Origin of the sequence: Paenibacillus sinopodophylli, assembly GCF_005930355.1 — a bacterium.
Classification (GTDB): Bacteria; Bacillota; Bacilli; order Paenibacillales; family Paenibacillaceae; genus Pristimantibacillus; species Pristimantibacillus sinopodophylli.
On the sequence record NZ_VDBO01000001.1, the window covers coordinates 1,252,866 to 1,274,632 of the forward strand.

The 21,767-nt window shown below is 44.7% G+C and carries 34 protein-coding genes and 1 pseudogene; 7 read left to right on the top strand and 28 right to left on the bottom strand.

The window, feature by feature from the left end; all coding sequences use genetic code 11:
* Nucleotides 1-58: 58 nt before the first annotated feature.
* From FGT79_RS05630 to FGT79_RS05715, 21 genes and pseudogenes are all read right to left on the bottom strand, one after another.
* Nucleotides 59-658 carry an HNH endonuclease signature motif containing protein gene (locus tag FGT79_RS05630; protein ID WP_138751762.1) on the bottom strand — a complete coding sequence of 200 codons (600 nt, stop codon included), beginning with the start codon at nucleotides 656-658 and terminating at the stop codon, nucleotides 59-61.
* Nucleotides 659-661: 3 nt separating this feature from the next.
* Nucleotides 662-892: a hypothetical protein gene (locus FGT79_RS05635; RefSeq protein WP_138751763.1), complete on the bottom strand. Its 231-nt coding sequence runs from the start codon at nucleotides 890-892 to the stop codon at nucleotides 662-664.
* Between the two features lies 1 nt (nucleotide 893).
* Nucleotides 894-1,979 carry a hypothetical protein gene (locus FGT79_RS05640; RefSeq protein WP_246096159.1) on the bottom strand — a complete coding sequence of 362 codons (1,086 nt, stop codon included), beginning with the start codon at nucleotides 1,977-1,979 and terminating at the stop codon, nucleotides 894-896.
* Nucleotides 1,943-2,122 carry a hypothetical protein gene (locus FGT79_RS05645; RefSeq protein WP_138751765.1) on the bottom strand — a complete coding sequence of 60 codons (180 nt, stop codon included), beginning with the start codon at nucleotides 2,120-2,122 and terminating at the stop codon, nucleotides 1,943-1,945. The genes FGT79_RS05640 and FGT79_RS05645 overlap by 37 nt, the downstream gene beginning before the upstream one ends.
* A 236-nt stretch (nucleotides 2,123-2,358) precedes the next feature.
* Nucleotides 2,359-2,928: a hypothetical protein gene (locus tag FGT79_RS05650; protein ID WP_138751766.1), complete on the bottom strand. Its 570-nt coding sequence runs from the start codon at nucleotides 2,926-2,928 to the stop codon at nucleotides 2,359-2,361.
* Between the two features lie 20 nt (nucleotides 2,929-2,948).
* Nucleotides 2,949-3,344, bottom strand: a pseudogene (locus FGT79_RS32505) (LexA family protein); the annotation flags it as partial.
* A gap of 160 nt (nucleotides 3,345-3,504) precedes the next feature.
* Complete coding sequence (gene dnaB, locus FGT79_RS05660; RefSeq protein ID WP_138752939.1) at nucleotides 3,505-4,863, bottom strand: replicative DNA helicase; 1,359 nt, start codon at nucleotides 4,861-4,863, stop codon at nucleotides 3,505-3,507.
* 50 nt (nucleotides 4,864-4,913) lie between these two features.
* The gene (locus FGT79_RS05665) at nucleotides 4,914-5,261 is read right to left on the bottom strand and encodes a hypothetical protein (protein WP_138751767.1); all 348 of its coding nucleotides are present in this window, start codon (nucleotides 5,259-5,261) and stop codon (nucleotides 4,914-4,916) included.
* Nucleotides 5,197-6,057, bottom strand: coding sequence for a hypothetical protein (locus FGT79_RS05670; protein WP_138751768.1), 861 nt, complete (start codon nucleotides 6,055-6,057; stop codon nucleotides 5,197-5,199). Before FGT79_RS05670 ends, FGT79_RS05665 begins: the two co-directional genes overlap by 65 nt.
* 15 nt (nucleotides 6,058-6,072) lie before the next feature.
* A complete protein-coding gene (locus FGT79_RS05675) occupies nucleotides 6,073-6,675 on the bottom strand; it encodes a DUF1642 domain-containing protein (protein ID WP_212758507.1) in 603 nt (200 codons plus the stop codon).
* 81 nt (nucleotides 6,676-6,756) lie between these two features.
* On the bottom strand, nucleotides 6,757-7,368 hold the full coding sequence (locus FGT79_RS05680; protein WP_246096161.1) for a 3'-5' exonuclease: 612 nt from the start codon (nucleotides 7,366-7,368) through the stop codon (nucleotides 6,757-6,759).
* Nucleotides 7,369-7,381: 13 nt separating this feature from the next.
* Entirely contained in the window at nucleotides 7,382-8,107 is a 726-nt protein-coding gene (locus FGT79_RS05685) for an MBL fold metallo-hydrolase (protein WP_138751770.1), read from the bottom strand.
* Nucleotides 8,108-9,220, bottom strand: coding sequence for a hypothetical protein (locus FGT79_RS05690; RefSeq protein WP_212758509.1), 1,113 nt, complete (start codon nucleotides 9,218-9,220; stop codon nucleotides 8,108-8,110). It abuts the gene before it with no gap.
* The gene (locus FGT79_RS05695) at nucleotides 9,217-9,465 is read right to left on the bottom strand and encodes a hypothetical protein (protein ID WP_138751771.1); all 249 of its coding nucleotides are present in this window, start codon (nucleotides 9,463-9,465) and stop codon (nucleotides 9,217-9,219) included. Before FGT79_RS05695 ends, FGT79_RS05690 begins: the two co-directional genes overlap by 4 nt.
* Nucleotides 9,462-11,480: a hypothetical protein gene (locus FGT79_RS05700; RefSeq protein WP_138751772.1), complete on the bottom strand. Its 2,019-nt coding sequence runs from the start codon at nucleotides 11,478-11,480 to the stop codon at nucleotides 9,462-9,464. The genes FGT79_RS05695 and FGT79_RS05700 overlap by 4 nt, the downstream gene beginning before the upstream one ends.
* 98 nt (nucleotides 11,481-11,578) lie before the next feature.
* The gene (locus FGT79_RS05705; protein ID WP_138751773.1) at nucleotides 11,579-11,863 is read right to left on the bottom strand and encodes a hypothetical protein; all 285 of its coding nucleotides are present in this window, start codon (nucleotides 11,861-11,863) and stop codon (nucleotides 11,579-11,581) included.
* A 91-nt stretch (nucleotides 11,864-11,954) separates the two neighbouring features.
* Nucleotides 11,955-12,092 carry a hypothetical protein gene (locus tag FGT79_RS30965; protein WP_171056089.1) on the bottom strand — a complete coding sequence of 46 codons (138 nt, stop codon included), beginning with the start codon at nucleotides 12,090-12,092 and terminating at the stop codon, nucleotides 11,955-11,957.
* Nucleotides 12,089-12,253 (bottom strand): hypothetical protein, encoded by a 165-nt coding sequence (locus FGT79_RS30970; protein ID WP_171056090.1) that lies wholly within the window; start codon nucleotides 12,251-12,253, stop codon nucleotides 12,089-12,091. Before FGT79_RS30970 ends, FGT79_RS30965 begins: the two co-directional genes overlap by 4 nt.
* A 195-nt stretch (nucleotides 12,254-12,448) precedes the next feature.
* Nucleotides 12,449-12,637 (bottom strand): hypothetical protein, encoded by a 189-nt coding sequence (locus FGT79_RS30975; RefSeq protein WP_212758511.1) that lies wholly within the window; start codon nucleotides 12,635-12,637, stop codon nucleotides 12,449-12,451.
* Nucleotides 12,637-13,299, bottom strand: a complete 663-nt coding sequence (locus FGT79_RS05710) for a Rha family transcriptional regulator (RefSeq protein WP_246096163.1) — start codon at nucleotides 13,297-13,299, stop codon at nucleotides 12,637-12,639. The genes FGT79_RS30975 and FGT79_RS05710 overlap by 1 nt, the downstream gene beginning before the upstream one ends.
* Before the next feature lie 189 nt (nucleotides 13,300-13,488).
* On the bottom strand, nucleotides 13,489-13,689 hold the full coding sequence (locus FGT79_RS05715) for a helix-turn-helix domain-containing protein (protein WP_138751775.1): 201 nt from the start codon (nucleotides 13,687-13,689) through the stop codon (nucleotides 13,489-13,491).
* A 177-nt stretch (nucleotides 13,690-13,866) separates the two neighbouring features.
* Between FGT79_RS05715 and FGT79_RS05720 the strand changes: the two genes are divergently transcribed.
* Complete coding sequence (locus FGT79_RS05720) at nucleotides 13,867-14,517, top strand: LexA family protein (protein WP_138751776.1); 651 nt, start codon at nucleotides 13,867-13,869, stop codon at nucleotides 14,515-14,517.
* A 40-nt stretch (nucleotides 14,518-14,557) separates the two neighbouring features.
* Here FGT79_RS05720 and FGT79_RS05725 read toward each other — a convergent pair whose 3' ends face one another.
* Nucleotides 14,558-14,791: a LexA family transcriptional regulator gene (locus tag FGT79_RS05725; protein ID WP_138751777.1), complete on the bottom strand. Its 234-nt coding sequence runs from the start codon at nucleotides 14,789-14,791 to the stop codon at nucleotides 14,558-14,560.
* A 60-nt stretch (nucleotides 14,792-14,851) separates the two neighbouring features.
* On the opposite strand from FGT79_RS05725, the gene FGT79_RS32510 reads away from it, so the two are divergent.
* Nucleotides 14,852-15,082 carry a helix-turn-helix domain-containing protein gene (locus FGT79_RS32510; RefSeq protein WP_138751778.1) on the top strand — a complete coding sequence of 77 codons (231 nt, stop codon included), beginning with the start codon at nucleotides 14,852-14,854 and terminating at the stop codon, nucleotides 15,080-15,082.
* Between the two features lie 252 nt (nucleotides 15,083-15,334).
* Here FGT79_RS32510 and FGT79_RS05735 read toward each other — a convergent pair whose 3' ends face one another.
* From FGT79_RS05735 to FGT79_RS05760, 6 genes are all read right to left on the bottom strand, one after another.
* Nucleotides 15,335-15,715, bottom strand: a complete 381-nt coding sequence (locus FGT79_RS05735) for a LytTR family transcriptional regulator DNA-binding domain-containing protein (RefSeq protein ID WP_138751779.1) — start codon at nucleotides 15,713-15,715, stop codon at nucleotides 15,335-15,337.
* A 13-nt stretch (nucleotides 15,716-15,728) separates the two neighbouring features.
* Nucleotides 15,729-15,860, bottom strand: a complete 132-nt coding sequence (locus FGT79_RS05740) for a cyclic lactone autoinducer peptide (protein ID WP_138751780.1) — start codon at nucleotides 15,858-15,860, stop codon at nucleotides 15,729-15,731.
* Nucleotides 15,861-15,864: 4 nt separating this feature from the next.
* On the bottom strand, nucleotides 15,865-16,380 hold the full coding sequence (locus FGT79_RS05745) for an accessory gene regulator ArgB-like protein (RefSeq protein ID WP_138751781.1): 516 nt from the start codon (nucleotides 16,378-16,380) through the stop codon (nucleotides 15,865-15,867).
* Complete coding sequence (locus tag FGT79_RS05750; RefSeq protein WP_138751782.1) at nucleotides 16,377-16,988, bottom strand: hypothetical protein; 612 nt, start codon at nucleotides 16,986-16,988, stop codon at nucleotides 16,377-16,379. The genes FGT79_RS05745 and FGT79_RS05750 overlap by 4 nt, the downstream gene beginning before the upstream one ends.
* Before the next feature lie 5 nt (nucleotides 16,989-16,993).
* Nucleotides 16,994-17,209 carry a helix-turn-helix domain-containing protein gene (locus FGT79_RS05755; RefSeq protein WP_138751783.1) on the bottom strand — a complete coding sequence of 72 codons (216 nt, stop codon included), beginning with the start codon at nucleotides 17,207-17,209 and terminating at the stop codon, nucleotides 16,994-16,996.
* A gap of 384 nt (nucleotides 17,210-17,593) precedes the next feature.
* Nucleotides 17,594-18,361 (bottom strand): collagen-like protein, encoded by a 768-nt coding sequence (locus FGT79_RS05760; protein WP_138751784.1) that lies wholly within the window; start codon nucleotides 18,359-18,361, stop codon nucleotides 17,594-17,596.
* A 195-nt stretch (nucleotides 18,362-18,556) separates the two neighbouring features.
* On the opposite strand from FGT79_RS05760, the gene ku reads away from it, so the two are divergent.
* The 5 genes from ku (at nucleotide 18,557) to FGT79_RS05785 (ending at nucleotide 21,752) form a co-directional block, all read left to right on the top strand.
* Nucleotides 18,557-19,402: a non-homologous end joining protein Ku gene (ku, locus tag FGT79_RS05765; protein WP_138751785.1), complete on the top strand. Its 846-nt coding sequence runs from the start codon at nucleotides 18,557-18,559 to the stop codon at nucleotides 19,400-19,402.
* Nucleotides 19,399-20,289 carry an ATP-dependent DNA ligase gene (locus FGT79_RS05770; protein WP_138751786.1) on the top strand — a complete coding sequence of 297 codons (891 nt, stop codon included), beginning with the start codon at nucleotides 19,399-19,401 and terminating at the stop codon, nucleotides 20,287-20,289. The genes ku and FGT79_RS05770 overlap by 4 nt, the downstream gene beginning before the upstream one ends.
* Nucleotides 20,290-20,458: 169 nt before the next feature.
* Complete coding sequence (locus FGT79_RS05775; RefSeq protein WP_138751787.1) at nucleotides 20,459-20,788, top strand: hypothetical protein; 330 nt, start codon at nucleotides 20,459-20,461, stop codon at nucleotides 20,786-20,788.
* 68 nt (nucleotides 20,789-20,856) lie between these two features.
* On the top strand, nucleotides 20,857-21,099 hold the full coding sequence (locus tag FGT79_RS05780) for a WGxxGxxG family protein (RefSeq protein ID WP_138751788.1): 243 nt from the start codon (nucleotides 20,857-20,859) through the stop codon (nucleotides 21,097-21,099).
* A 134-nt stretch (nucleotides 21,100-21,233) separates the two neighbouring features.
* Complete coding sequence (locus tag FGT79_RS05785) at nucleotides 21,234-21,752, top strand: DUF3231 family protein (protein ID WP_138751789.1); 519 nt, start codon at nucleotides 21,234-21,236, stop codon at nucleotides 21,750-21,752.
* Nucleotides 21,753-21,767: the final 15 nt, after the last annotated feature.

The window sequence follows — 21,767 nt, forward strand, 5'->3', positions numbered from 1 at the left end:
CTTAAAGTGACAATATTGCTCATGATCTCACCTCGCATATCCGACTTTGATAAATCTCTTATCGATCAGCACGATCGCTTCTTTTTCGCTCTCCAATTTTACGGTAAATATCAGCCATGATAACGCCCGTTCTAGTCAGGTCCGCATTACACTGGATCAAGCCTCTCCTGTTCATGACTGCAAGCTGAGCGCGCGAAACCATAATCAGATTGTCAGGTTCAAAGTTTGTGCGATTCCCATCCCCAAATATGACGGCGTGGCCTTTGGGAATTGAACCACCATTATGCTTTTCCCACTCAATCAAATGTTTGCCGCGCCATTTATTCGGGTCAGCAATCTTGAGGTCAACGTAGCCATCTGCGTTTACTCTTTCAGATCCCACTGGCATATAATTGTGTGGCTTATGGCCCATTCGGAATTGGGTATCTTCGCCGCCGGCCCATGTCCTTTTTTGCCCTTTGTTAAATGGCATACGACCTTTTTCAAACCTTCCTGTCAATCCGCTACTTAACAAGTTGTTCTTTTTAAAAGATTTAATTTGCGTCTCACGAACCGTCAAACCGAAATGGGCATTGAATTGTCGAGTTAAGTCAGCATTGCTTAGACCAACTACATTGGCCTTGATAAACTCTTTTTGATCAGGACTAAAGCGAAACATTGGCTACCCCTCCAACATTTTCGGGATGGACGTGTCCGCATTCAATCTGTCATCAGCAAGCCTTCTTGCTTCCAAAACCAAACTGCCGTTCGAAATAATTTGTGAAGCTACGCTGGTCACGGCCTTGGCCCTGTTAATCTCTTCAGCTAATTTTTCCCCGCTCAGATCCTCATCGCTCAAACGTTCTAGTTGCGAGAATAAATGATTATTCAAATCGCCCAATGTGTTTCGCATCTTAAACATCTACTCCTTCAAGTTCTATCTCACAATGTGAATCCGTAAAACACCCGCAGCCGCCAATGTCATAGCGATCAATCAATTCAGCGCCGCCGTACATTGCCCTCTCTGCCTCGTCGTCTTGGTTGAGTTGGCGTATCGGATATGGCTGCGAATCCTTTTTCATGAAGCTATACTGCTGAATCTTCGCGTACCTTACTGCTGCTGAACCTGCTGGGTGAACGTAAAGTTTAGGTTTCAAGGCTCGGTCATAGAAGTAATCGCGGTATGCATCATCAAGTTCCTTGAGCATTGGCTCTTGAACATGTAACGGAATTTTATCCTCGTCAGGTATCGGCGTCTTGTCCTTTGGATCATTGCCTTTTGTGATGTACCTGTAAGCTGAGACGTACATTTTCAAGTGGAACTCCTGCTCCATGATCTTGGCGAACACATCCGGCAGTTGCTCCTTAAGTAATTTGTAATGCCCTTGCCCCGCCTTCACGCACCGTCCGTGGCAGTTGTTATGACTAAAGCCCAGTTTGTAAAGCTCTGGCTTCTCGATGTCGTACTTCTTGAGGACTTCCTCTTTCCAGATGTTGTTTTCGATTAGCGGAAAAATCACATTGAAAGGAGCCCAATTTTTCGTTATGGCCGTCTCGCGGTGCATCTCATCAAAATCGATTCCGAAATAAAGAGTAGCATCCGTTTTGAAATCAGCATCCTTTAAGAATTGTTCATTCCGCCAGTACGCAACTGCCGGCAGCTTGCCTCGTTTGAGAAAGTCCATGCCCACACGCATTTTCAATATCTTTGAGCAATCACCGATCATGGAGTTATAGACCATCTTCTTTTCAAACATGAGTTGAATTGGGTTGAGCCCCATACTGTGTGTCAAAAGTGGTAGCTGCAGCTTGTCTGACCCTTCTCGCAGCATCCGGTAACAATCTGGATGCTCCCAAAGCGTGTCGGTGAAATACATCACGATATTGTCATTAGGGAATTGTTCTTTAACCCAATCAGCTACAGCCAGGCTTGCGGTTCCGCCGCTTGAAAAGATGATGTGGTTCAATCCCCCACCTCTTTCCTTCTCGTCGGCTTCCACGCCATTACGTCACGTTCTCTCGGTTTAACTGCGGCCTTTTGTGCATATTCCTCATCCGTCATCTTCCGCACAGTAACCTCGCTATTAGGCTTTTGGTCAGTCTCTAGCTTTGGCTGCGGCAGCGGCTGTAGACGGCGGCTCATCGTTTCGACCTCGGATGTTTGTCCAGCTTTCCACTTCGCTTTTTACGTTGCCTGCGGATAAGCTCAGATTCCGCTCCCATTTTCTGCAGGAGACTCGCTCCATCGTCGTGATACCGGATGTTAACTAGTTGTTCTAAAGTCGCATTCTTGTAATTCGGAACCACTCGATCACCTCGTTTAGAAACATATGTTCGGTTGTGTGGCAGCAGTAATCCCTTCACCGAGCGATTGCGCGGTTATTCCGTTTTTGCGAGGATCGAATTTACTACCTCGATTTGATAAGGGTAAGTGTCAACAGGTGGATTCAGTTCTCGCATGTGATATAGATTCATTGCGATTCGAGCCATGATATACGCGTCAACGATGTTGTCATTCTTATGGGTATATCCAAAATGCTCGACCACCGCCTTGGCAACAGCGTCCTTACCCTCTTTCCCCGACATTCTTTCTTTGTTGCCAGCTTCACCTTTCCAACCAGTTACGCCGACATACTTTTTAACCGATGCAGGCATTAACTTGTTAAATCTCAATTTCCGTCGATGAACCATGCTTCGCAGCCCGCCGTGTATCATTCCGGTTGTAATACCCCGTTGCGTTCCCGGTGCAGCATCTTCGATTACCACCTCGTCACCTGGTAACAGCAACGTATACAACTGGTCTTCTAGGCTGACAAGCTGACTGATCGATATGCCGCCTTTCTCAACCTTTCCCGTGCCCTTTAGTTCTACTTCAACAAGCACCTCACCGCGCTCATCCAAAGCAACAAATCCGGTTTTAGTCGCTGGATCGACTCCTACGAACCTCACAGCGCCGCCTCCCTTGCTCCGATGATTGTAATTGCCCGCGGCTTCGTTGGGTCTTTAAGGATGTATCCCAATTTTTCTAACGTATCCAAATGACGATGTACTGTCGATGGAGACAATAGCCCAACACCTTCACCAATCTCGCGGTTAGATGGTGGGTAACCACACTCCGCGATAAAGGAAACGAGAAAATCGTATACTCTTGCACATGTCCCTTTGATTGGCTTAATTCCAGTTTTGAGAGCTGACACCTTTTGCCGCTCATGTCTCTCGTACAGTAGAATCTCCAGCCCCCGCCGCATCGTACTGATGTTGATTGGGACACCGTCACCGATACACTTGTCGATCTGAGCTATAACCTGCTCGTCCGTCATGACGTGTGTGTGCAGCTGCTTCGCGTATTCGGACTGTTCATTCATTTCTCGCTCTTCCTCCTTTTCGGCGGTATGCCTTCATACATCACTTTCGCCGGCAGTAAATATATCTCACCGATTACACGCCTCTGCTCGTTGTAGACGATCTCCGTCGGAGCCTCCTGATAAAAGGGATCAACCCTTACAGGCTTTCGCGGCCGCCGCTTCATTCCAGCACATCATGGTCGTCAATTGTTGTTTGCCGATGAAGATCGACCATTTTACCGTAATTTTTCATAAAGGCGACTTCTACAGTTCCCACTTTACCGTTCCGCTGCTTAGCAATGATGACCTCAATAATGTTTTTCTTTTCTGTTTGCTTGTCGTAGTAGTCATCTCGGTAGAGGAAGCCTACGATATCAGCATCTTGCTCTATCGATCCTGATTCCCGTAGATCGGACATCATAGGTCGCTTGTCCTGCCGCTGTTCCACACCACGGCTAAGCTGCGAGAGGGCGATTACCGGGACTTCCAGCTCCCGAGCAATCTCCTTGAGAGTCCGCGAGATTTCGGATACCTCTTGCTGCCTATTCTCGCCGCTCCGACCGTTACCGCGTATAAGCTGCAGGTAGTCAATCATGATCATACCCAAGCCCTTTTCCTTTCTGAGCTCACGACATTTGAACCGGATCTCCCCGACTGTAATGCCTGGCGTATCGTCGATAAAAATATTGGCTTCTGATAGGATGCCAATCGCGTTGGTCATCTTGCCCCAATCGTCCGGCTCGAAGTATCCCGTTTTCAGCTTTTCGCCATCAATGTTGCCTTCTGCTGAGATCATCCGCTGTACAAGCTGAGATGCTGACATTTCAAGACTGAAGACGGCTACAGTTTCCTTCGCCCTAATAGCAACGTTCTGTGCGATGTTGAGAGCAAAGGCTGTCTTACCAACAGAAGGACGGGCAGCAATGATAATAAGGTCGCTCCGCTGGAAGCCTGCCGTCATCTTATCTAGATCAGTCAAACCGCTCGGCATACCCGTAACGCCTTTGTTTTCATGACGGTTGTTGAATTTTTCCTCAGTCTGTTCGAATACCTGAAACAGCGCATCTCTCATGGTCACGAACGCTTTAGGCGGCTTGTTCTCAGCCGTCAGCTTTGATATGCGCTTCTCGGCCAGTGCGACAAACCCCGCAACGTCCTGCTCCGATGTAGCGTGCTTCACCAGCTCGCGTGCAATGACAAGCGATTCCCTCCGCAGGGCCATGTCTATGACGATATCAGCGTAATAGGTTATGCTGGAAGCAGACGGCACTGATCCGGATAAGCGAGCGAGGTAAGTAACACTTCCTACTTCTCCAAGCTTGTCATCGTCCTGTAGCGCCGCGCAAACCGTCACAACGTCTATTGGTGCCTTCGATTCGTACACATCGCACATAGCCTTGTAAATCGTTCTATGAGCCTTGTCGTAAAACTTCCCCTTTGTTAACCGATCCTTTACCTTCTCAAAAGATTCAGCTTCAAGCAGGATCGACCCTATTACAGCCTGTTCAGCTTCGAGGTTGTAAGGTTCTGCGTCTGGCATCCCTAGATAGTTAGCTTCATAGTCAGGTGGAGCTTCATCGTGCGGCCAACTCATGTTCGATCACCCCATATCTTCTTGCGCACATTTTCCCAATAGCCATCCGGAGCAGGAGCATCCGTCTGTATCCAATGGTCGAGGAGAGCTATCTTCTGAGTTGCTTCCAGCCGCAATGCATCATTGTTTTTGACTGGCTGCAAATCGTAACGAGTGATATTTGATATTTTGGGAAAAAAATCATTTGTATCGATGTGGAAGTCTAAATTTGACAGGCCCCATTCATAAGGGACATTGGCAAGTCGCTCTATCCAAACAACAACAGTCTCTTCTTCAAGCTCAAGTTGATTCGGGTAAGCTGCCGATGCTTTGTACAGGAGAAACTCTGCTTGCTCCGGTAACATTTGCGTTCGCCCTCCCCCGCTGCAGGAGTGCTTTGTTTTTACTAAGCTTTGATTGTTTTGGTGGAACTAGATCATTTACGACCTTGGGGTAAAAGGTATAAGGGTCTCGATCTGGTAGGAACTTTTCGAAATGGCCCTTCTCTAAGAAGTCTAGCAATCCCCATCTAGTATTCAGTTTGTAATTTGGATTATTAAGAATGGCATCATAGGACGTAATAGCCTGAATCATTTCTTCCTCTGAATAGTGATTCAACTTGTACTTGATTTGCAGATTTATCTGCGGGGTTATGGTCCTGTGCTTTACCAAATCTTTGCTCATCCAATGGTCAAAAATACAAGATATAAGATCTTTTAAGTTCTTTTCTTTCTTTACATTCTTATTATTGTTCCGCGTTTGTTCCGTGACTGTTCCAAGTTGTGTTCCAAGTTCCATATTCCGATACCCTCCAAACCCTTGATATTGCTCATAATTTAGCACTGTAAACACTGTTCCAAGTTCATGCGTTTTCGTGCAGACTCTCTGCAAGCGTACTAAACGAGAAATTGTTCGATTTATTGTGGAAACGGAGTAGGTTTTTACCTGTCTATTTTCCACATATTGCAGGTCTTCTTGCAGTTTTCGAGTTGATCGGAGCCACTCGCCACGCTGGAGGATAAGGTCATCCGCAACCTTAACCCCCTCCTCTGCAAAAACGGCTTTTCCGTAGATTAAGAAGAACAATCTAAATTCGACGATGTTTTGCCAGATCGGATTTTCGAATAACTCCCTGCTTGTTTGAAAAGCACCGCCTGCCATTTCACCTCACCTGCTTTATTCTTCCTGTCGTTCTTCGGCCAGCACTTCGCGCACCTCGTGAGCTAGTACAGCCGCTAGAGTTTTGTTATCAATGCCGGCTTTGATTTCGTAATGTATCAACCGCTCCTCGAATCGCTCCCGCATCTTATCCTCTGTGGTTGGAGGTTCCTCGACTGTGTAGCCGTTGACTATGGCAATCGTGATCAAATTGCAATCATTTTGCCTGTTAACCCAACCCCAAGTGTGTTTCGATATATACTTGTTATGAACAAAATCATAAGCGGTGCTGTAGATCATTCCTTGATTAGCTTTTAATCGTGCTTCTAGATCCTCTGCTACTTCCTTCGGCAGCACGACTTTCTTAGACTCTAGCTCAGCTTTCAATGCGTCATTCTCGGTGCTCAGCCTGTCTGCAGACATAGTTGCCTGTAATTCATCGGCGCGAGATTCACCCAACTCCCGTTTAAGCTGCATGACCTGCTGATTAAGGCGTATAATACTCAACTCCGCTTCACCACACCTACGAACCGCTTCTTCTTCGTCCTCTTTGGATACCCTGAGCTCGAGCTCAATTGCTTCAACGTGGGCAACTAGAGCGCGGACATGATCGATAAGCACTAAGGCTCCGTATGATTTAGAGCAAGTTTTTATATGGATAAAATCCTTTTGATTCATGCGTCCCATTCGATTCACCGTCCTTTATTTTTTCCACACTACTGGAGTTAACTCCGCATGCGCCGGCACCCATTTTGGCTCCCCATATTTAGCTACATAACTCAGCTTGTTAACCCATTCGTCAACTGGATGTTGTTTGTGCATAGCCTGTAGCAAAGCCAATGTGCCCTCTACGTCCGCCAATGCCCTGTGTGCGCCGTCAAGCGGAATGTTGTAGTTGTTGCACATGTCAGTAAGCGTGTGGGGATATTTAGTGCGGTCCCGCGCTATCGTCAGCGTATCGATAAACGGATTGGCAAACGTCTTACCTGCAATTCGGAACATGGCATGATGCAAGAATTGGAGATCGAACTGTGCATTGTGGGCTACAAGCACGCTGCTCGGACCCATGATATGTCTCAAGCATAGAAACGCCGTTTTCTCATCCATGCCGTTTGCAATCTTCTCATCAGTAATTCCTGTGATCTCTGTAATTTTTGGAGTTAGTTCGCCATCGAATTTAATTAAGGTGCTGAATTCCGAAACCCTCTGACCTTCTCGATATCTAATTGCGGCCATCTCGATTACTCGCTCCTCAATTGGACTAAGCCCGCTTGTTTCAAAGTCGAATACGCATATATCATCCATAATGCACATGTATTAATCGCTCCTATCTGCCGGCGACATACACAGGTCGCCCGGTCAGTTCTTGTATTTCACGCTTGAAAAGTGCTTCATCGCTGTTCGTATCGCTTAAGTGGATCAGCCAAATCTCAAGTACCTGGCTCATGTCGTTTGAGCGGATAAACTCTTTCATATTTTCTAAGCTGAAATGAGACTTGATAAGGCGACTCCTGCGATAGATGAGGTTGCTTCGCTTATCCTCGTCAGTCTGTGAAAGGATATTCTGCTCAACAATTGATTCGCTGTAATTGCATTCAATGAGTAAATGGGTCAACCCCAAAAACTTGTACTTAATATAGTAGGTGTCTGTAGCAAACAGTAGTTTATCTCCAGCTTGATTAGCGAGCAGGAAGCCTAACGGCTCTGCGGCATCGTGCTGTACATCGAAGGGCAAGATGGTCCATGTACCAATCGTGAATTTGTTCATCGACTCAACCGCGTTAACCCTGTGGCCCGATAAGCCAGCAGCTTCTGCTGTGCCAGCTGAGCAATAAACGTCGATTCCAGCCTTCATAACCTCGTTCGCTCCTTTAACATGGTCACCGTGATTATGTGTAAGGAGGCATGCTGCCAGCTCGCTTGTTCGGTAATTCAATGATCGTTGAATAATTTTGAATGAGAGCCCCGCCTCCAGCAGCAAGGCGGTTTCTCCATCCGTTATGTGATACGCATTTCCTGCGCTGCTGGAGCCGATCGGGGTTATCTTTATCATTTAGAAGTCCAAACCTTCGATAGCGATTTTTTCCGGTTTTCCCTGATCTTCGGTGTTCGTTTGCGTCTCGCTTGATTTTGCAGGCTGAGCAACTTCTTGATGTTGGACCGTTTCAGACTCATCTAGCGAGACAGTTCGAGCTTCAAACTCCACGTCAATTGGTTCAGTGTTGGCATTGTCTGAAATCTCTCGACGAGTAGCTGTATAGCCTTCGTCAGTCGCTTCACTGTGGACCATCTCCACGAAAGCATTTCCGAAATCCTTAGGGATTTTCTTGACCACATTGTTTCTCATTTTACGAATGAGCATCGATTCACGGCTGTGGAATTCTGACCACGCCGGGCTTATCCACTGCAACAAATCGGCATCATCCAAAGCTCCCAATCCAAGTTTCTCAGCTCTTTTGAGATACTCGGTTTTCTTTGCTGTGATCTGCTTTTTTTGGTCAGCCGTAGCATCATAACGATTCGCGCAAATGCCGAATGTTTCATTCATCATTCCGTTGTTGATGTGTGCAAAAAGGTTTTTCGCTACCTCTTCACGCTCTGAAATGTAGTATTCAATAATATCGTTGTCACGAATGATTGGATAAACCACTCTCACAACAGGACCCTTACCTTTAGGTGTCCATTTCGGCGGCGTCATTTCAAGACCGTTGAAGCTCGGGTATTCGAAATGATCATCTTCCCGAACAAGCCAGTATTGACGAACCTCTTTGACGTGGCGCCCAAAGCGTGACAGGATAGCGTCGTTACCATCGCCCTCTACGCCCATCTCAATTGTCTTTTTGTAAACGTCTCTGTTGTTCTCTTTTTTGCCCGTTTTAACGTTACGGACCGTGAAGTATACTTCACGAGGGCTGGCTGCCGCATTAAGCTTGAGTGACGCAATTTGAAGCAAAATCGTTGTCACATTGCTTTTGTCCAGTTGCGGATCACTAAAAGTAATCCCTTTAGCATCAAGCGCTGTATTAATCGATGACAAAGCATTCATTACACATTGTTTTGAATACTGGTCCATATTTAGCCCGTTACCAATTAATTGATTTTCGATCATCGGCAAAAAGGTGTCATTCACCTTAGTTAGTTGCGTCGAATACACTTGGTTGCTCATTCTTCATCCTCCATATCTTCATATACAAATTGGACTTGCTTGCCTTTATGTTCAATCAGAAAACTGTTCAATAGATGTGCGAAATCAGAAGGTCCGAGTAAATCACGTTCAAGAATCGCGTCTTCTGGGCATTCACTGAGCGAACCTGCGCTCATCACCTCTTTGCCGTCAATCTCAAGCGTTTCTTTCATTAGCCCATCCCGATCAGTCCCTGATAGGACTTTTACGACGACAACCTCTCTCATGCGATCACCTCATTGTCGACAATGATTGCATTAGGGTTGCCAGCATTCTCAACCCGTAGAAGCTTGTCTGATTTGCTAACGATCAGCCTAATTTGTTGTCCTGTCGTTTTAACCAACTCGGTTACAGCCTCGGCGTTATCGATGAAGATCGGTGCCGATACACCACGATGAATGGATAGCGTCTCAATGATGTCTAGCCCTGAATTGAGCTGAGCTGCACGGTTAAGACCGCCGCTGTAAGGAACCAGATTAGGGCCATATAACGTCTCGCATACTTCTTCCAACGAGCCATTTACAAGTGTGTTGAACAGTTTGAACCGCACGTTTCGGAACATAGAATTGATCTTCGATTCAAGCAGTGTCACTTTAGTTCGAATGAATTCATCCGTTAGGTACACTTGGCGCTCAAGCCCCTCATACTCACGAGCGAGCTGCTTCTCCCTTTCCTTTAAAGATGCAATTTCCTCTCGACTCTTTGCGGTAGCTGCATACGCCCCGCGCTCACGCTCGAGTTTGTCTGCCTCCATTCGAAGGTTAACTAACTCCAATCTCGATTCGCCAATCATCCCAGCATTCGATGTGCGAATAGAAACTATCTGCGCCTCCACATCTGCCATTTCTTGCTTTTTTGCAATGTACTCAGGGTTAGTGTCAACGTCTTGAATGTTTGCTTCCAATGCTGCCAACGCAGATTTGGTTTTGCTGATTGACTTCTCTCCTTCAGCCATTTGCTCATTCAACTGCTGACGTTTTACTGCAAGTTTCTCGTTTTGCGCTCCTAGCCGTTCTACTAAGTCCTTAGCAGCGTGACCATCAGCTCTGATTTGCTCCAGTCGTAACGACTTGCCTGCATTAAATGCTTGTAATGCCTTTTGGTGCGCTTCATCGACTTTCTCAGACGGCAATGCCTGTCCGCATGAAGGGCAATCGTCGCTGCCTGTATGCGCGAATTCCTGCGCCTGAACCTCTACGTATTTTTCACGTAGTTTCTCGCGTTCCGCATTCTTACCATCGATGATGCGGACGTTCTCGCTATGATCTCGGCTTGTCCTGCTGAACTCCGTCTCGATTTCTGACTGTTTACCTTGGAGCTTCGAGAGCTCGCTGCGCTGCGCGTTAACCTTATCGAGTGTTCCGGACTGGATGCTGTTTTTGAGTTGCAACAACTCCCCTTGCAGTTCGTGCTTGCGATTCTCTTGTACAGCTACCTCACCGCCTGATTGGAGACGATTAAACTCTTCCTCCTTCCCAGCAATGCGACTCCGAATGGACTTCAACTGCACCTCAAGTGTTTTTTCATCAGCGCCGTTGATAGCCGGCATAGCTCGCTGAATCGCGGTGATGCTAACCGGGATGTTGTTTATTTCGCTGTTAATTCGCTTCTGTTCGGTTTTCAGGTAATTCCTATGCAAATCAAGCGTCGAATCTCCCAGCAAAGACGGCAGCTCCTGCAAGTCGGGATTACTTGCGATTACGTGCTCATCGGCTAGGTCCCCGCACATCTCAAGCAAAAGCTTGCGACGCTTGTTTTTGTCATACACTTCGTTAAAATAAGTCGGATTGGTGAGGAGTTTGAATGTATCCTCATCGATAATTCGGGCAATCTCTGCCTTGTACTCCCCTTGTTTCAACTCCGCGCCGTTGAAGAAGTATTTTGTGTCATGGCCCGAGAATTCCGGAATAGCTGAACCGCGCTTCTTCGTCCACTTCTCCGAAAAAACTTTACGCAGTGTGAGTGTCTTCCCGTTGATTAACAAGACACCTTCAATTTGATGCTTGCCATCTTGGATCGGTATACCTTCCTGATTAAGCGTCTTGATCCACTTCTCAGGCTGCGCCTTATCGCGGCTGTCCTTGTCAAAAAGGAGATACGAGAATCCGTCGAACAGGGTGGTCTTGCCTGCTGCATTGTCGCCGTAAACATCGACGTCCTCTCCATCTGCCTCAAGCTTGAAATCAATCAAGCCTTTGAAATAGCTAAATGCTAATGATATAAGTGCTATTTTCTGATTCAATGTTAGCCCTTCCCTTCTTGCCAGCTCCGTGTTAAACTGGCGTTGAATTGTTTGATTGCGGCTCTAACGCGACGGCCATCGCTGTTAGGGCTTTTTCATTAAAACGGACAATCGTCTGGAATTTCGTAAATCGGCGTTTCATCATCTACAGCGATGGTTGTATAAGTGCGGTAAATAAATGCATCTTGCGGGCAAGTGATCCAAGTGAACGTTTCATCTTCAAAGATGACTTTCACTTCTTTGTCCGGTTTTCGATTCCACGCCTCCAAGGAAATAACAATTTTGTTCTGAAACTCCTCATTAAGGGTGATAATCACCGTTTTATGCGGCGTTCTAATTTCAACCTTCACAAGAACATCCTCATTCTTGACTGCTCCATTCATCGTTTTCACCTCCTCCCAGGTACTAAAACCGCTCAGAATACCGTTTTTGGCAAAAAAATAATAAGGGTACATGATTTTCGCGTTTGCGAAATCAAGCCCAATCTCTCCAATGTCCCTGCTGCCAGCCCTCAATATATTGTTCTAGGTTGATCTGATAGAGGTGCCATATCTTCTGACTTACAAACCGATCAGCAAGATAGTTCAGCAGCTCGTCCGAAATGCGGTTCATATCGCGATCGCCTCTTGACGGACGATATCCCGTTCTAGCTCCGCAATCTCCAGATTCAACCAGCCAATGTGCTCGGCAGAAACCTCACTGCTAAACAGAAACTTGTAAAGCTGGTTCAAGTGGGTGACCGCATCTGCCTTAGCTTCAATAATCGAACGCATTGAATCCCTCCTATAGTAGCCCCACATCACCGCGAGTGCGGTGTCCTAGCGGAAGCTGGCGGTTAACGTACCGTGTAGCTGAACGATGCTGTGACGGGCGAGTGGTGTCTTTTGGGACGAGGTATAACTCGGTTTCCTCATAGTGCTTTTCGCCACAAAAGCGCCAATAGATCTTGTGGAATATTTGGATCATGACTAGGCACCTCCGTGCGGCTGAGCTTTCATTTCGGCGAGAAGCGACTGTACCGCCATGTCGTAAGCTGCGAAATCAATGGGAGCTACCTCCCTAGATGCGGGCCCGAGATTGATAAGCGCCTCGCCGTATGTCTTCGTGTCGCGCTTTGCTGCGGCTATCATCTTGGCGGCTGTTTCAACTGTTGTCATTAGATCGACACCTTCTTCGGGAACCATGCTTCAATGTATTTGATTACGTCGAGCATGTCCTTCCGCAGAACATCGCGGTAACTCGGAACACCCCAGCGGTCCTTGATCTCGCGGTAGAGTTCACTAAACATAGATCTACGTTCGTCAGAATCCTGAGTGAAATCGTACACCCGCGCTCCTACCGCCTTCTGAATACGCCGTTGTTCCCCTTGCGTTAAAGTGATCTGTGTCTCGACCTTACCGTCGATTTCGTCTATGCGGCTTTCAAGCTGCTGGACCTTTGTATCAACCGCAAATATCGCTCTGACTTCAGGACTAAGATTGGCATAAGGATCAGATAGCTGCTGGCGCATACGCTTGAACTCTTCCAAAAAGCGCACCTTCATCTTCATTGCTGCCGGCGTAACATATGACATTGCAATGATCGCGAAAGCATCCTCAGTTAAATCATATTTTGGATACCATTGTTTGTTTTGCGAGTGTTGATATTGGGTGTCTTGAAAGTTCAAGGAACCCCATTCACTTTCCCCAGCTTCCTCTAGTTTGCTAAGCTGAGTCTTAATGTCGTTCATTACATTGAAATGCTCTTTTCCAAATACTTCAGAAACAATCAGGCTGTCGGTTACTGGCTGGCCGTTCTCGATGCGAACTAATTTGCTCATTTTCATCATCCTTTCGTATGTTAGTGGCATTAAGTTTCCAAATAAATGTGTGTATTGCTTTTCACCGTATACTAAACCTTTAGTAAGCGTTGGTTTAAAAACTGTTACTCACTCGCGATTACCTTGTTTACTGGCGAAACCCTCATTAATTTCGCCTTGATCAGCGGAGTGCCTATCTTATATCGTGTCTCAATTAAGACACGCCGCTTCAAAAAAATTTTCGTATGGAACTTTATATAATTTACTAAGCTGAGCAAGTTCGTCCGCATAGAATCTAGCACGACCATTCTCTTTTTTAGAATAACCGTTTAGCGAAAGATTCAAGTGATCAGCAGCTTCTTTTACTTTTAGGCCGCTGTTTACTCGAGCTGCTTTCACAGTAATCTTCATCTCCATCACCTCCTTGTCGTCGTTTCTTTTTTTGTGTCTCGATTAAGACACACTCAGAATATCACCACAAAAATAGTGTGTCAACCCTTTTCGAGACACAAAAAACCACAATTGTTTGCTTTTGTGTCTTATTGGAGGTATACTATTTTCAGATCATTATATGAAGGAGAATTTGAAATGAGCGAGATTTTTGACACTCAAAAATTTTATGAAATCGTCGGAAAAAACATACATAAGTACCGGACAATCAGAAATTTCAGCCTGCAAGTTCTTGGAGAAAAAGTTGATCTATCCAAAAAAACAATTCAAAGATACGAGCAGGGACAACATAAAATAGATACAGCGCGCTTGAAGAGGTTGGCTGAAGCACTCGGTGTAACCGTGCTCCAATTAACAGAAGGCGCTTATGACCAACTCGGAATTGAGAAAGAAGAAGAAGAGACAATAAGCCTGCCAATAGTCGGAAAAATCTCTTGCGGAAACGGCGAACTCGCATATGAAAATATAGAGGGTTATGAATCGACACCGAAAGCATGGCTTAATGGCGGGGAGTATTTTTACCTGAGAGCAAAGGGTGATAGTATGACCGGAGCTCGAATTCATGATGGAGACTTGCTGCTGATCCGCAAGCAAGAAGAAGTTGAAGACGGGGAAATAGCTGCAGTTCTGATCGGAGAAGAAGCGGTGTTGAAAAAGGTATACAAACAAGGAACGACACTTTTCCTACAGTCAGCTAACGACAAATATCCACCGATTATTTACAACGATGGCGATGAGTCGAATATTAAGGTGATCGGCAAACTGAGAAAGATTGTAATTAATTTCTAATACATACGAAAGACCCGCCTCATAACAGAGGCGGGTCTTTCTAATTCACTATGTTCACCTTCGTGACTTTTCCGACAACTAATACTTCTTCACTCGAGTTTTTGATAACGAACCCCCTAGTTAGTACTAGCTTGGAAATATCCTCTTCGCTAGCAATCGCAACAATGTCCGTCTCTTCATAAATTTGTGTTTGTTGTATAGTGACAATGTCGCCACAACGTATTCCAACGCCCGACATATTATCATCATTTACCATGTAAGTGAATTGCTTCATACCACTACAGCTCCTTTGGTGATATAATCTCAATGTGAATTCATTTGAAAGGATTCTGGTATGGCACTTGATCATGGAGAGTGCCGGCTACAAGAATATCGGATTAAAGCCAAGTTAACTCAACTAGAATTATCCACTAAGATTAGAAAAAAGTGCGGCCTCGACGTTTCTGTTGCAGAGATTGCTCACATCGAAAATAATCGAAGACCAATGAGCAGCTTGACACTTCGAGCAATGTCAGTCGTGCTTAAAGTTCCTATGGAAAAATTCTATGTTTGGCCCAACACGTAGTCGGTCGGCGTTAGTACTCGCCCTCCACTGATCTTAACCCTACATATTTGTAGGTCTAAAGATGAGTTGAATTACCTGAAATACCAATGAATACCTTATGTCTTTATTATTGTGTAGATCAATAAATATGTAAACAAAAATTCAAATCCGCGAATTTTCCTAGCCATTCGACAAGCTGCGACAAATTACCCCTTGACATATTTGTTATTAGCAAAAAATCAGCCCCATCCATTTACGGACAGGGCTGTTTTTTTATATTACGACAACATCTGGATTAAAGGTCTTAATGAATAATTCATGTGCTTTATACTTGTGCCAAGCAATTCCGCATTTTTGAGATTGCTTCTTTACCTCATAATCGAAGTAAGCCTCTTTCTTATCGCTGTCGAGTAATCTCACATTCGCCGCATTAATTAAAGTGCTACGGTCAATATCCGCGAATGCATAGCCGCTATTATTTAAAGCTGTCTGCCAGAACTTAATACTGCCAGGCATATAAAACACATCGGTGAGCGTGTAGATGACGACTCTTCTTTGAGCGGAATCGCCTTCCATATAATTAATGGCATCAATGCTTAAATTATAAATGCCTGACAATCCATCGGGACAGCTGGTTACACCCAATATATGCACAATTTATCACACCCTACTCTGCGGACTTCAGCAGTTCGGCTGGAGTCTCGTCTTGATAGATAAATAAGAAACTTGCAGTAGAAACAACAGCAACCGCGAACAAACTCAATGCAGAAGCAAAACCATAAGTAGCTCTCTTGAACATGTGATCACCTCCTTGTTAGAATTAACGTTATGCCTTGTGCGATGAACGCCAATGCGATTACGTCTGATTGAATTAATAGGTTTACTGCTACAATCACCACTGACACTGCCTTCAATATCGGATAGTATCTTTTGGGTATTCGTGATTGCTTTTCAATATTAGAGGGAGCTAACAGCAACATAAGCAACATCGAAATTGCTGTAATAGTTAAAGTGATTGTTTGTCCAAGATTCACTAGTGAAAGAACTGTAGCTACACCAGTTGATACCAAGACACAGGACATTCCGGATTTGAGATGCAACCCCCCGCTCACTTGTCGAAGTAATGCAAAACTTATTAAGATAATCGCGACCTCAGCCGTCTTTCCAGTGATAATAGAAAGTAATAGCGACAATCCGATAATGAATGCCCCGTTCAAAATTAGAGCAAGTGAGTACTGGAGCACTGCCACCGATGAAGGGTGTTCAGGTACTACCTTTTTAATTCCGACCGCGATGCTGCTTGCTATTGCCTCTATCAACCCTCCCTCTCCTTTCTGATACTGAAATATAAGAAGAACAAGAATGAAAGAACCACAAAGATCATCGCTTTAATCGATATAGCTACCAATGCCAGCCCCGCAATAGTCAACGCGATCATAGTAACAACAATGATTCTTTCGGCTCTGAACCTAAGCTTTTCAAAATCAGCTGTGAAGCCGATCCTGTATTTCAAAAGCACTGATGCGATTAGCACTTGAACAACACCTGTAATTACTTGTGCTATGTTTGCATCGATTGAATGTGGCGGAACCCCATCAACTCCCCCATAACCCACAACGAGGATTGTCGCTTGTATCAATCCAAAAGCAGTGTATCCGGTTAGAGTGATGATAAACGACCATACAAGCGGCAGTTTGAGTATGATTGTCTGATATAGAACGAACAGTAAGATGCTCACCACAGGAACCAAGAACGGATAGGACAGCTCCTCACGAAGTATGAAGCTCTGGAACACCATGACCAGCAACACTGGCAAGAATCCTAGCAAATGCTTGTACGGCTTTAGTCGAAAGATAGCCATCATCATTATGAAAATCCCGATACCCTCGATTGTTGAAAATAAGAAGAATCCCAATACATCGCTCAACCCAGTCACTCCTCTTCATGTGGCTCTTTTTCCGCTAGACGAACCATTCCATCATGCGTCACCAGCCATACCTTGCCAGACTTTCTGGCCTCATCTGAATTGAACTTTCCCCTGTTACACCACTTAGTCACCGTGTTCTCGGACAGCCCCCACAGTTCGGCAGCTTCTCGCGATGTGTAGACCGCGAAGAGTGGAGCTTTATTCTTTTTGACATTACTCATATCACGTCTCCTTTACCGACTAGGCTGTCTTGTTTGCAAGACAAATATAACATGCATACTGTCTTGTTTGCAAGACATTTTTGAAACTATTTTCTCCCCTAATCTTTCTTCATTATAACCGCGAATTTAAAATAGAGTCGTAGAATTTTATCGAAACCCTCGTCCAATCTTGGAAGTATATAGTACCCTTGGATTAAAATATGACAAAGCGGCAGACCAGAATTTGGTCTGCCGCTTTAATAATTGAACTTTGTCAGATAGCTAGAGAGCTTCACTGTTTTTTATTCCAAAGTGCATAAGGTGTATGTGCCGAGAGTTTCGAATCTACTAGCCACTATATTTGTGTCGTAGGTGTAAAAAAATTCCGTATAAAGTTTTTACCCATTATGCGATCTGCATAATAACAAGATGTGCGGAATCCGACCAGGTTCCTCCAGCTAATGGAGTGATCGTGAGTGCCGTCGAATTACCTGCAGGATTCCGAACTGTGAGTACTGAATTAATGACTGTTGTTTGCACAAGCGCTATTCCTACTATTTGAGAAGTTCCTGTTGCACGCCCAACTACCGTATAAGCTAGGTTAGTACCATTTAGGGTTAAAATCAATTGACCAGCTTCATTTACATTTACCTGAAACGAAACCTGATATGTGCCAATTGAAGCCAAGTTAAATGAGCTTGCATTTATACGGGTTATCGCAGTCCCATTAAATGGACCATCTTGCGGAAAACTCACGTCCGTATTGGGAGCAACAGTTGCTGCGTTATCAAGGGGCATTAAAGCAAAGAAATCTGCAAAAGCTAATACTCCACCTGCTGGTCCTACAGGTCCCGCTGGTCCTGTTAACCCCGTCAATCCAGCTGCGCCAAGTGCTCCTGCAAGCCCTGCTAATCCTTGGGGTCCAAGTGAGCCGATTGCTCCCACAAGTCCTGTTAGTCCTTGGGGTCCAAGTGCTCCTGCAAGTCCTTGAGGTCCAACCTCTGCAATTGCCCCCGCAAGTCGACTTAGTAATTGCTGTCCGTTAAGCGGGGGACACTTCAAACAAACTTTCTTTTTAATGATTCGTGAATGACGTTTCTTTTTTTTTTCGTTTGGATGGCATACAATAATTGGTTTCCTTTTGCACCGTTTTTTTATAGCAGAATAACTCAATACGACACCTCCTATATAGATTGTACAGTGTACGTTAGTTTTTTTCTTCAGCATGGACTAATAGCTAATTATAAATAGACTAGAAACTATTTGTAGTAAAAATGGGTTAATGGGGTTAAGGGCTTTTTTTATTGCAGTATAATTTACCATTTTTCGCACACCATATTTGAAAATAATCAACTTGGTGGTGTACATATGCATACGGTTTGGAAAGGTGCAATCAGCTTTGGTTTGGTACATGTCCCAGTTAAAATGTTCACAGCTACTGAAGACAAGGATATCCATTTCCGCAGCCTTCATAAGGAATGCGGGTTACCGATTAACTATATGAAGACATGCCGACATTGCGACAGAGAGATTGGGCCTGACGAAATTGTTAAGGGCTTCGAATATGAAAAAGATAAATTTGTCATTATCAAAGAGGATGAGCTTGAAAGCATCCAGGATGAAGCAGAGAAAACAATAAAGATTTTAGATTTTGTTGATCTGCAGGACATTGACCCGTTGTATTTCCAAAAAGCATATTACCTATCCCCCGATATGGCAGGCGCTGGAGCTTACAGTTTGCTGCTAGAGGCGATCAAGCAGACAGGCAAGATAGGCATAGCCAAAATTTCCATACGGAGCAAGAGCAGCCTAGCGGCCATCCGGGTGGTCGACAATTGTATATGTATGGAGACGATGTTCTTTCCGGATGAAATCCGCTCACTCTCACAGATCCCAAATCTCCCGGCTGTCACTGTTGTTAATGAAAAAGAACTCGGGATGGCGAAGGCCCTTGTCGAGCAGCTCAGTGAAAAATTTGAACCTAGCAAATATACGGACAATTACCGTATTGCCTTGCTTGAACTAATTGAGCAGAAGGTCGCTGGTGAGAGCGTAGATATCGTTACCGCACCTACAGGTGCAGGAAGATCAAATGTAGTTGATCTTATGGCAGCATTACAAGCGAGCTTAGATGCAACAAAACCGTTGCCAGATGCCGCAACTACTAAAAGGAAAAGGAAAGGCACGGCTAAAACAAAGGATAACGTATCATGAGTGCTGTAATGGATCTGCCTGGCGTACCAATGGCCCCTGTTACATCACCGGATATCCCAACTGGTCCTGAATGGGGTTATCAAATCAAATGGGATGGAGTGCGTACGCTGGTTAGGCTTGATGGTAAAGGCGGCGTGGAGATATTTTCGAAGCGTGTCGAGCCAAGGAACGATCGTTTTCCCGAGATTGTCGAACTACTTAGCCCGCTTAGGATTGGTGCTTGCGTGCTGGACGGAGAGATAGCTTACTTTGACGGCAGCCGGCCAAACTTTCAGCGCGTGCTTGTCGGTGTTAATCGAAAAAAATATGATGACAATCTTATATTTGTTGCGTTCGATATGTTGTATGACAAGGGCACAGATATCCGCACCCTTCCCTTCAAAGAGCGCTATGCTCGGCTTGCAGCTAAATTCCCAGAGAAGCAACCTCGGGTATTTGTGACTGATCTGGTTTACGATGGTCCAGCACTCTGGGAATGGGTTAATACTCGTGAGTGGGAAGGCATTATCTCTCGCAAGCTGGATAGCCCATATGTCGAAGCAAAAAAGCATCGGTATATGTTTAAGAAAAGAAAAGAAGTCCGAATCGTGGCAGACGTTGTGGGAATTAAACTAAAGGCTGGTTATGTTTCGAGTCTTGTCCTTCGGTATGAGGATAGATACGTCGGTCATGTATCGGGGTTAGATGCAGCATCTAAAAAAGTATTGGGGCAATTTATGGAGCAGCACCCAGGAGAATGCCCCTTCCCTTCGCTTTCCGTTGGTATGAAGAAGTCAGACGTTAGGTGGCTGTCCGTACCGTTTCTGTGCCGAGTTACTGCTCTTGAGTTTAGCGATTCGGGAATTTTGAGGCAGCCCAAGCTTTTAGGATTTGGGGATAAAGGGTGAGAGAAGGCGACCATGTACGTGTGCGAGGGGCAAAAAAAGTCGGGACAGTCCGAAGTATAAAGGGCAGAAATGTGGAAGTTGAATGGGTATTTAGAAAAATCATGAGTCGCGGCAATTTTACACACATCGTGGAATATGAAATCGATGATTTGGAAGGAGTTTAACACACATGCTGAAGGAAAAAACGTTAATGGTCACATGCATAGGTTGCAATAATGAGAACCGTATTTCGATAGATGATTTATTAGATTACTCCTGCATCACATGCGGTACATCACTACTACAGGTAAAAGAAACCGAAGAAGAAACATTGGTTAAGGAGATAGACGCAGCATCCAATGAGTTAGATCGCGTTGTTGGCAATGTAGTACATGGCAGTATGGACCCGGAGATGGCAGCGGATTGGCTTGAACACGAATCAAATCAAATCGCTGATACATTGGATAAAGCTCGAGAATACATTAATGAAAATAAAACTCATATTAAATCCGAGATATAATGTATAAAAAATTCTAAACAGCAAAATATAATCTCGATTTCAAATATAACAACGATTGGAGAATTAGCATGAAAAGAATTGTTTTCGCGATCACAATCGTCTCATGTATGTTGTTGTTCTCAGCAATACCGGCATCAGCAGAAAACATGAATCGAAACACCAACGAAACAAGTATGAATGCAAACAATTACAGAACAAATGCCACAACTGATGATGACGGTTTTGATTGGGGCTGGCTTGGTCTTTTAGGTCTCCTTGGTTTAGCTGGTGCCAGAAACCGTGCTCATGATCGTGACCATAAACGTGCTTAATGCTTAAATTCTATTCCCCCTATTCATTAGGGGGATGTTACGATCACTCACCATAAAACACTTTAAATACATTAATTCCTTGCTCATGGGTATATTAATCAAGTCTAAATTGAAATAAAAAGGAGCTTACCTAAATGGGAATTTTAAGCGGCAATCCAAAAGATGAACCAATGCACTATGGAGAAATCTTCAGCGTATGGCAAGCTTCCATAGTCGCAAAAGGTGCTGTTTCGTGTTATCAGGCATATTTAAACCATTCTGGTGACAAAGATCTTAAAAAAGTACTTGACGCTCTTATTGATCAGGCTAAACTTGAAATTAAAGAATTAGATACTATACTCATTGATAACGGGATTGCTACCGTACCTGTAATGCCTGAAAGGTCCCCAGTTAAACTTGAAGATATCCCTGTTGGTGCACGATTTACTGATCCTGAAATTGCGGCTAAGATTGCTGCTGATACTTCATTAGGATTAGTTGCTTGTAGTCAAGTTATAGGACAATCAATTAGAGAAGATATTGGTGCATTATTTGCTAAATACCATATTACAAAAACAGCAATAGGACTTAAAATACTAGAGATGAACAAAGAAAAAGGTTGGCTTATCCCACCTCCATTGCAAGTTAAGAGACCCGAGTCAGTTAACGCTTAAATACACAAAAAGCCC

Bases quoted from the DNA above. Each gene is read 5' to 3' on its own strand.
- FGT79_RS05630 (WP_138751762.1), bottom strand. From the start codon at position 658: ATGTTTCGCTTTAGTCCTGATCAAAAAGAGTTTATCAAGGCCAATGTA.
- FGT79_RS05635 (WP_138751763.1), bottom strand. From the start codon at position 892: ATGCGAAACACATTGGGCGATTTGAATAATCATTTATTCTCGCAACTA.
- FGT79_RS05645 (WP_138751765.1), bottom strand. From the start codon at position 2,122: ATGAGCCGCCGTCTACAGCCGCTGCCGCAGCCAAAGCTAGAGACTGAC.
- dnaB (WP_138752939.1), bottom strand. From the start codon at position 4,863: ATGCCAGACGCAGAACCTTACAACCTCGAAGCTGAACAGGCTGTAATA.
- FGT79_RS05665 (WP_138751767.1), bottom strand. From the start codon at position 5,261: ATGTTACCGGAGCAAGCAGAGTTTCTCCTGTACAAAGCATCGGCAGCT.
- FGT79_RS05670 (WP_138751768.1), bottom strand. From the start codon at position 6,057: ATGGCAGGCGGTGCTTTTCAAACAAGCAGGGAGTTATTCGAAAATCCG.
- FGT79_RS05680 (WP_246096161.1), bottom strand. From the start codon at position 7,368: ATGTGCATTATGGATGATATATGCGTATTCGACTTTGAAACAAGCGGG.
- FGT79_RS05685 (WP_138751770.1), bottom strand. From the start codon at position 8,107: ATGATAAAGATAACCCCGATCGGCTCCAGCAGCGCAGGAAATGCGTAT.
- FGT79_RS05690 (WP_212758509.1), bottom strand. From the start codon at position 9,220: ATGAGCAACCAAGTGTATTCGACGCAACTAACTAAGGTGAATGACACC.
- FGT79_RS05695 (WP_138751771.1), bottom strand. From the start codon at position 9,465: ATGAGAGAGGTTGTCGTCGTAAAAGTCCTATCAGGGACTGATCGGGAT.
- FGT79_RS05705 (WP_138751773.1), bottom strand. From the start codon at position 11,863: ATGAATGGAGCAGTCAAGAATGAGGATGTTCTTGTGAAGGTTGAAATT.
- FGT79_RS30965 (WP_171056089.1), bottom strand. From the start codon at position 12,092: ATGAACCGCATTTCGGACGAGCTGCTGAACTATCTTGCTGATCGGTTT.
- FGT79_RS30970 (WP_171056090.1), bottom strand. From the start codon at position 12,253: ATGCGTTCGATTATTGAAGCTAAGGCAGATGCGGTCACCCACTTGAAC.
- FGT79_RS30975 (WP_212758511.1), bottom strand. From the start codon at position 12,637: ATGACAACAGTTGAAACAGCCGCCAAGATGATAGCCGCAGCAAAGCGC.
- FGT79_RS05710 (WP_246096163.1), bottom strand. From the start codon at position 13,299: ATGAGCAAATTAGTTCGCATCGAGAACGGCCAGCCAGTAACCGACAGC.
- FGT79_RS05715 (WP_138751775.1), bottom strand. From the start codon at position 13,689: ATGAAGATTACTGTGAAAGCAGCTCGAGTAAACAGCGGCCTAAAAGTA.
- FGT79_RS05720 (WP_138751776.1), top strand. From the start codon at position 13,867: ATGAGCGAGATTTTTGACACTCAAAAATTTTATGAAATCGTCGGAAAA.
- FGT79_RS05725 (WP_138751777.1), bottom strand. From the start codon at position 14,791: ATGAAGCAATTCACTTACATGGTAAATGATGATAATATGTCGGGCGTT.
- FGT79_RS32510 (WP_138751778.1), top strand. From the start codon at position 14,852: ATGGCACTTGATCATGGAGAGTGCCGGCTACAAGAATATCGGATTAAA.
- FGT79_RS05740 (WP_138751780.1), bottom strand. From the start codon at position 15,860: ATGTTCAAGAGAGCTACTTATGGTTTTGCTTCTGCATTGAGTTTGTTC.
- FGT79_RS05755 (WP_138751783.1), bottom strand. From the start codon at position 17,209: ATGAGTAATGTCAAAAAGAATAAAGCTCCACTCTTCGCGGTCTACACA.
- ku (WP_138751785.1), top strand. From the start codon at position 18,557: ATGCATACGGTTTGGAAAGGTGCAATCAGCTTTGGTTTGGTACATGTC.
- FGT79_RS05770 (WP_138751786.1), top strand. From the start codon at position 19,399: ATGAGTGCTGTAATGGATCTGCCTGGCGTACCAATGGCCCCTGTTACA.
- FGT79_RS05775 (WP_138751787.1), top strand. From the start codon at position 20,459: ATGCTGAAGGAAAAAACGTTAATGGTCACATGCATAGGTTGCAATAAT.
- FGT79_RS05780 (WP_138751788.1), top strand. From the start codon at position 20,857: ATGAAAAGAATTGTTTTCGCGATCACAATCGTCTCATGTATGTTGTTG.
- FGT79_RS05785 (WP_138751789.1), top strand. From the start codon at position 21,234: ATGGGAATTTTAAGCGGCAATCCAAAAGATGAACCAATGCACTATGGA.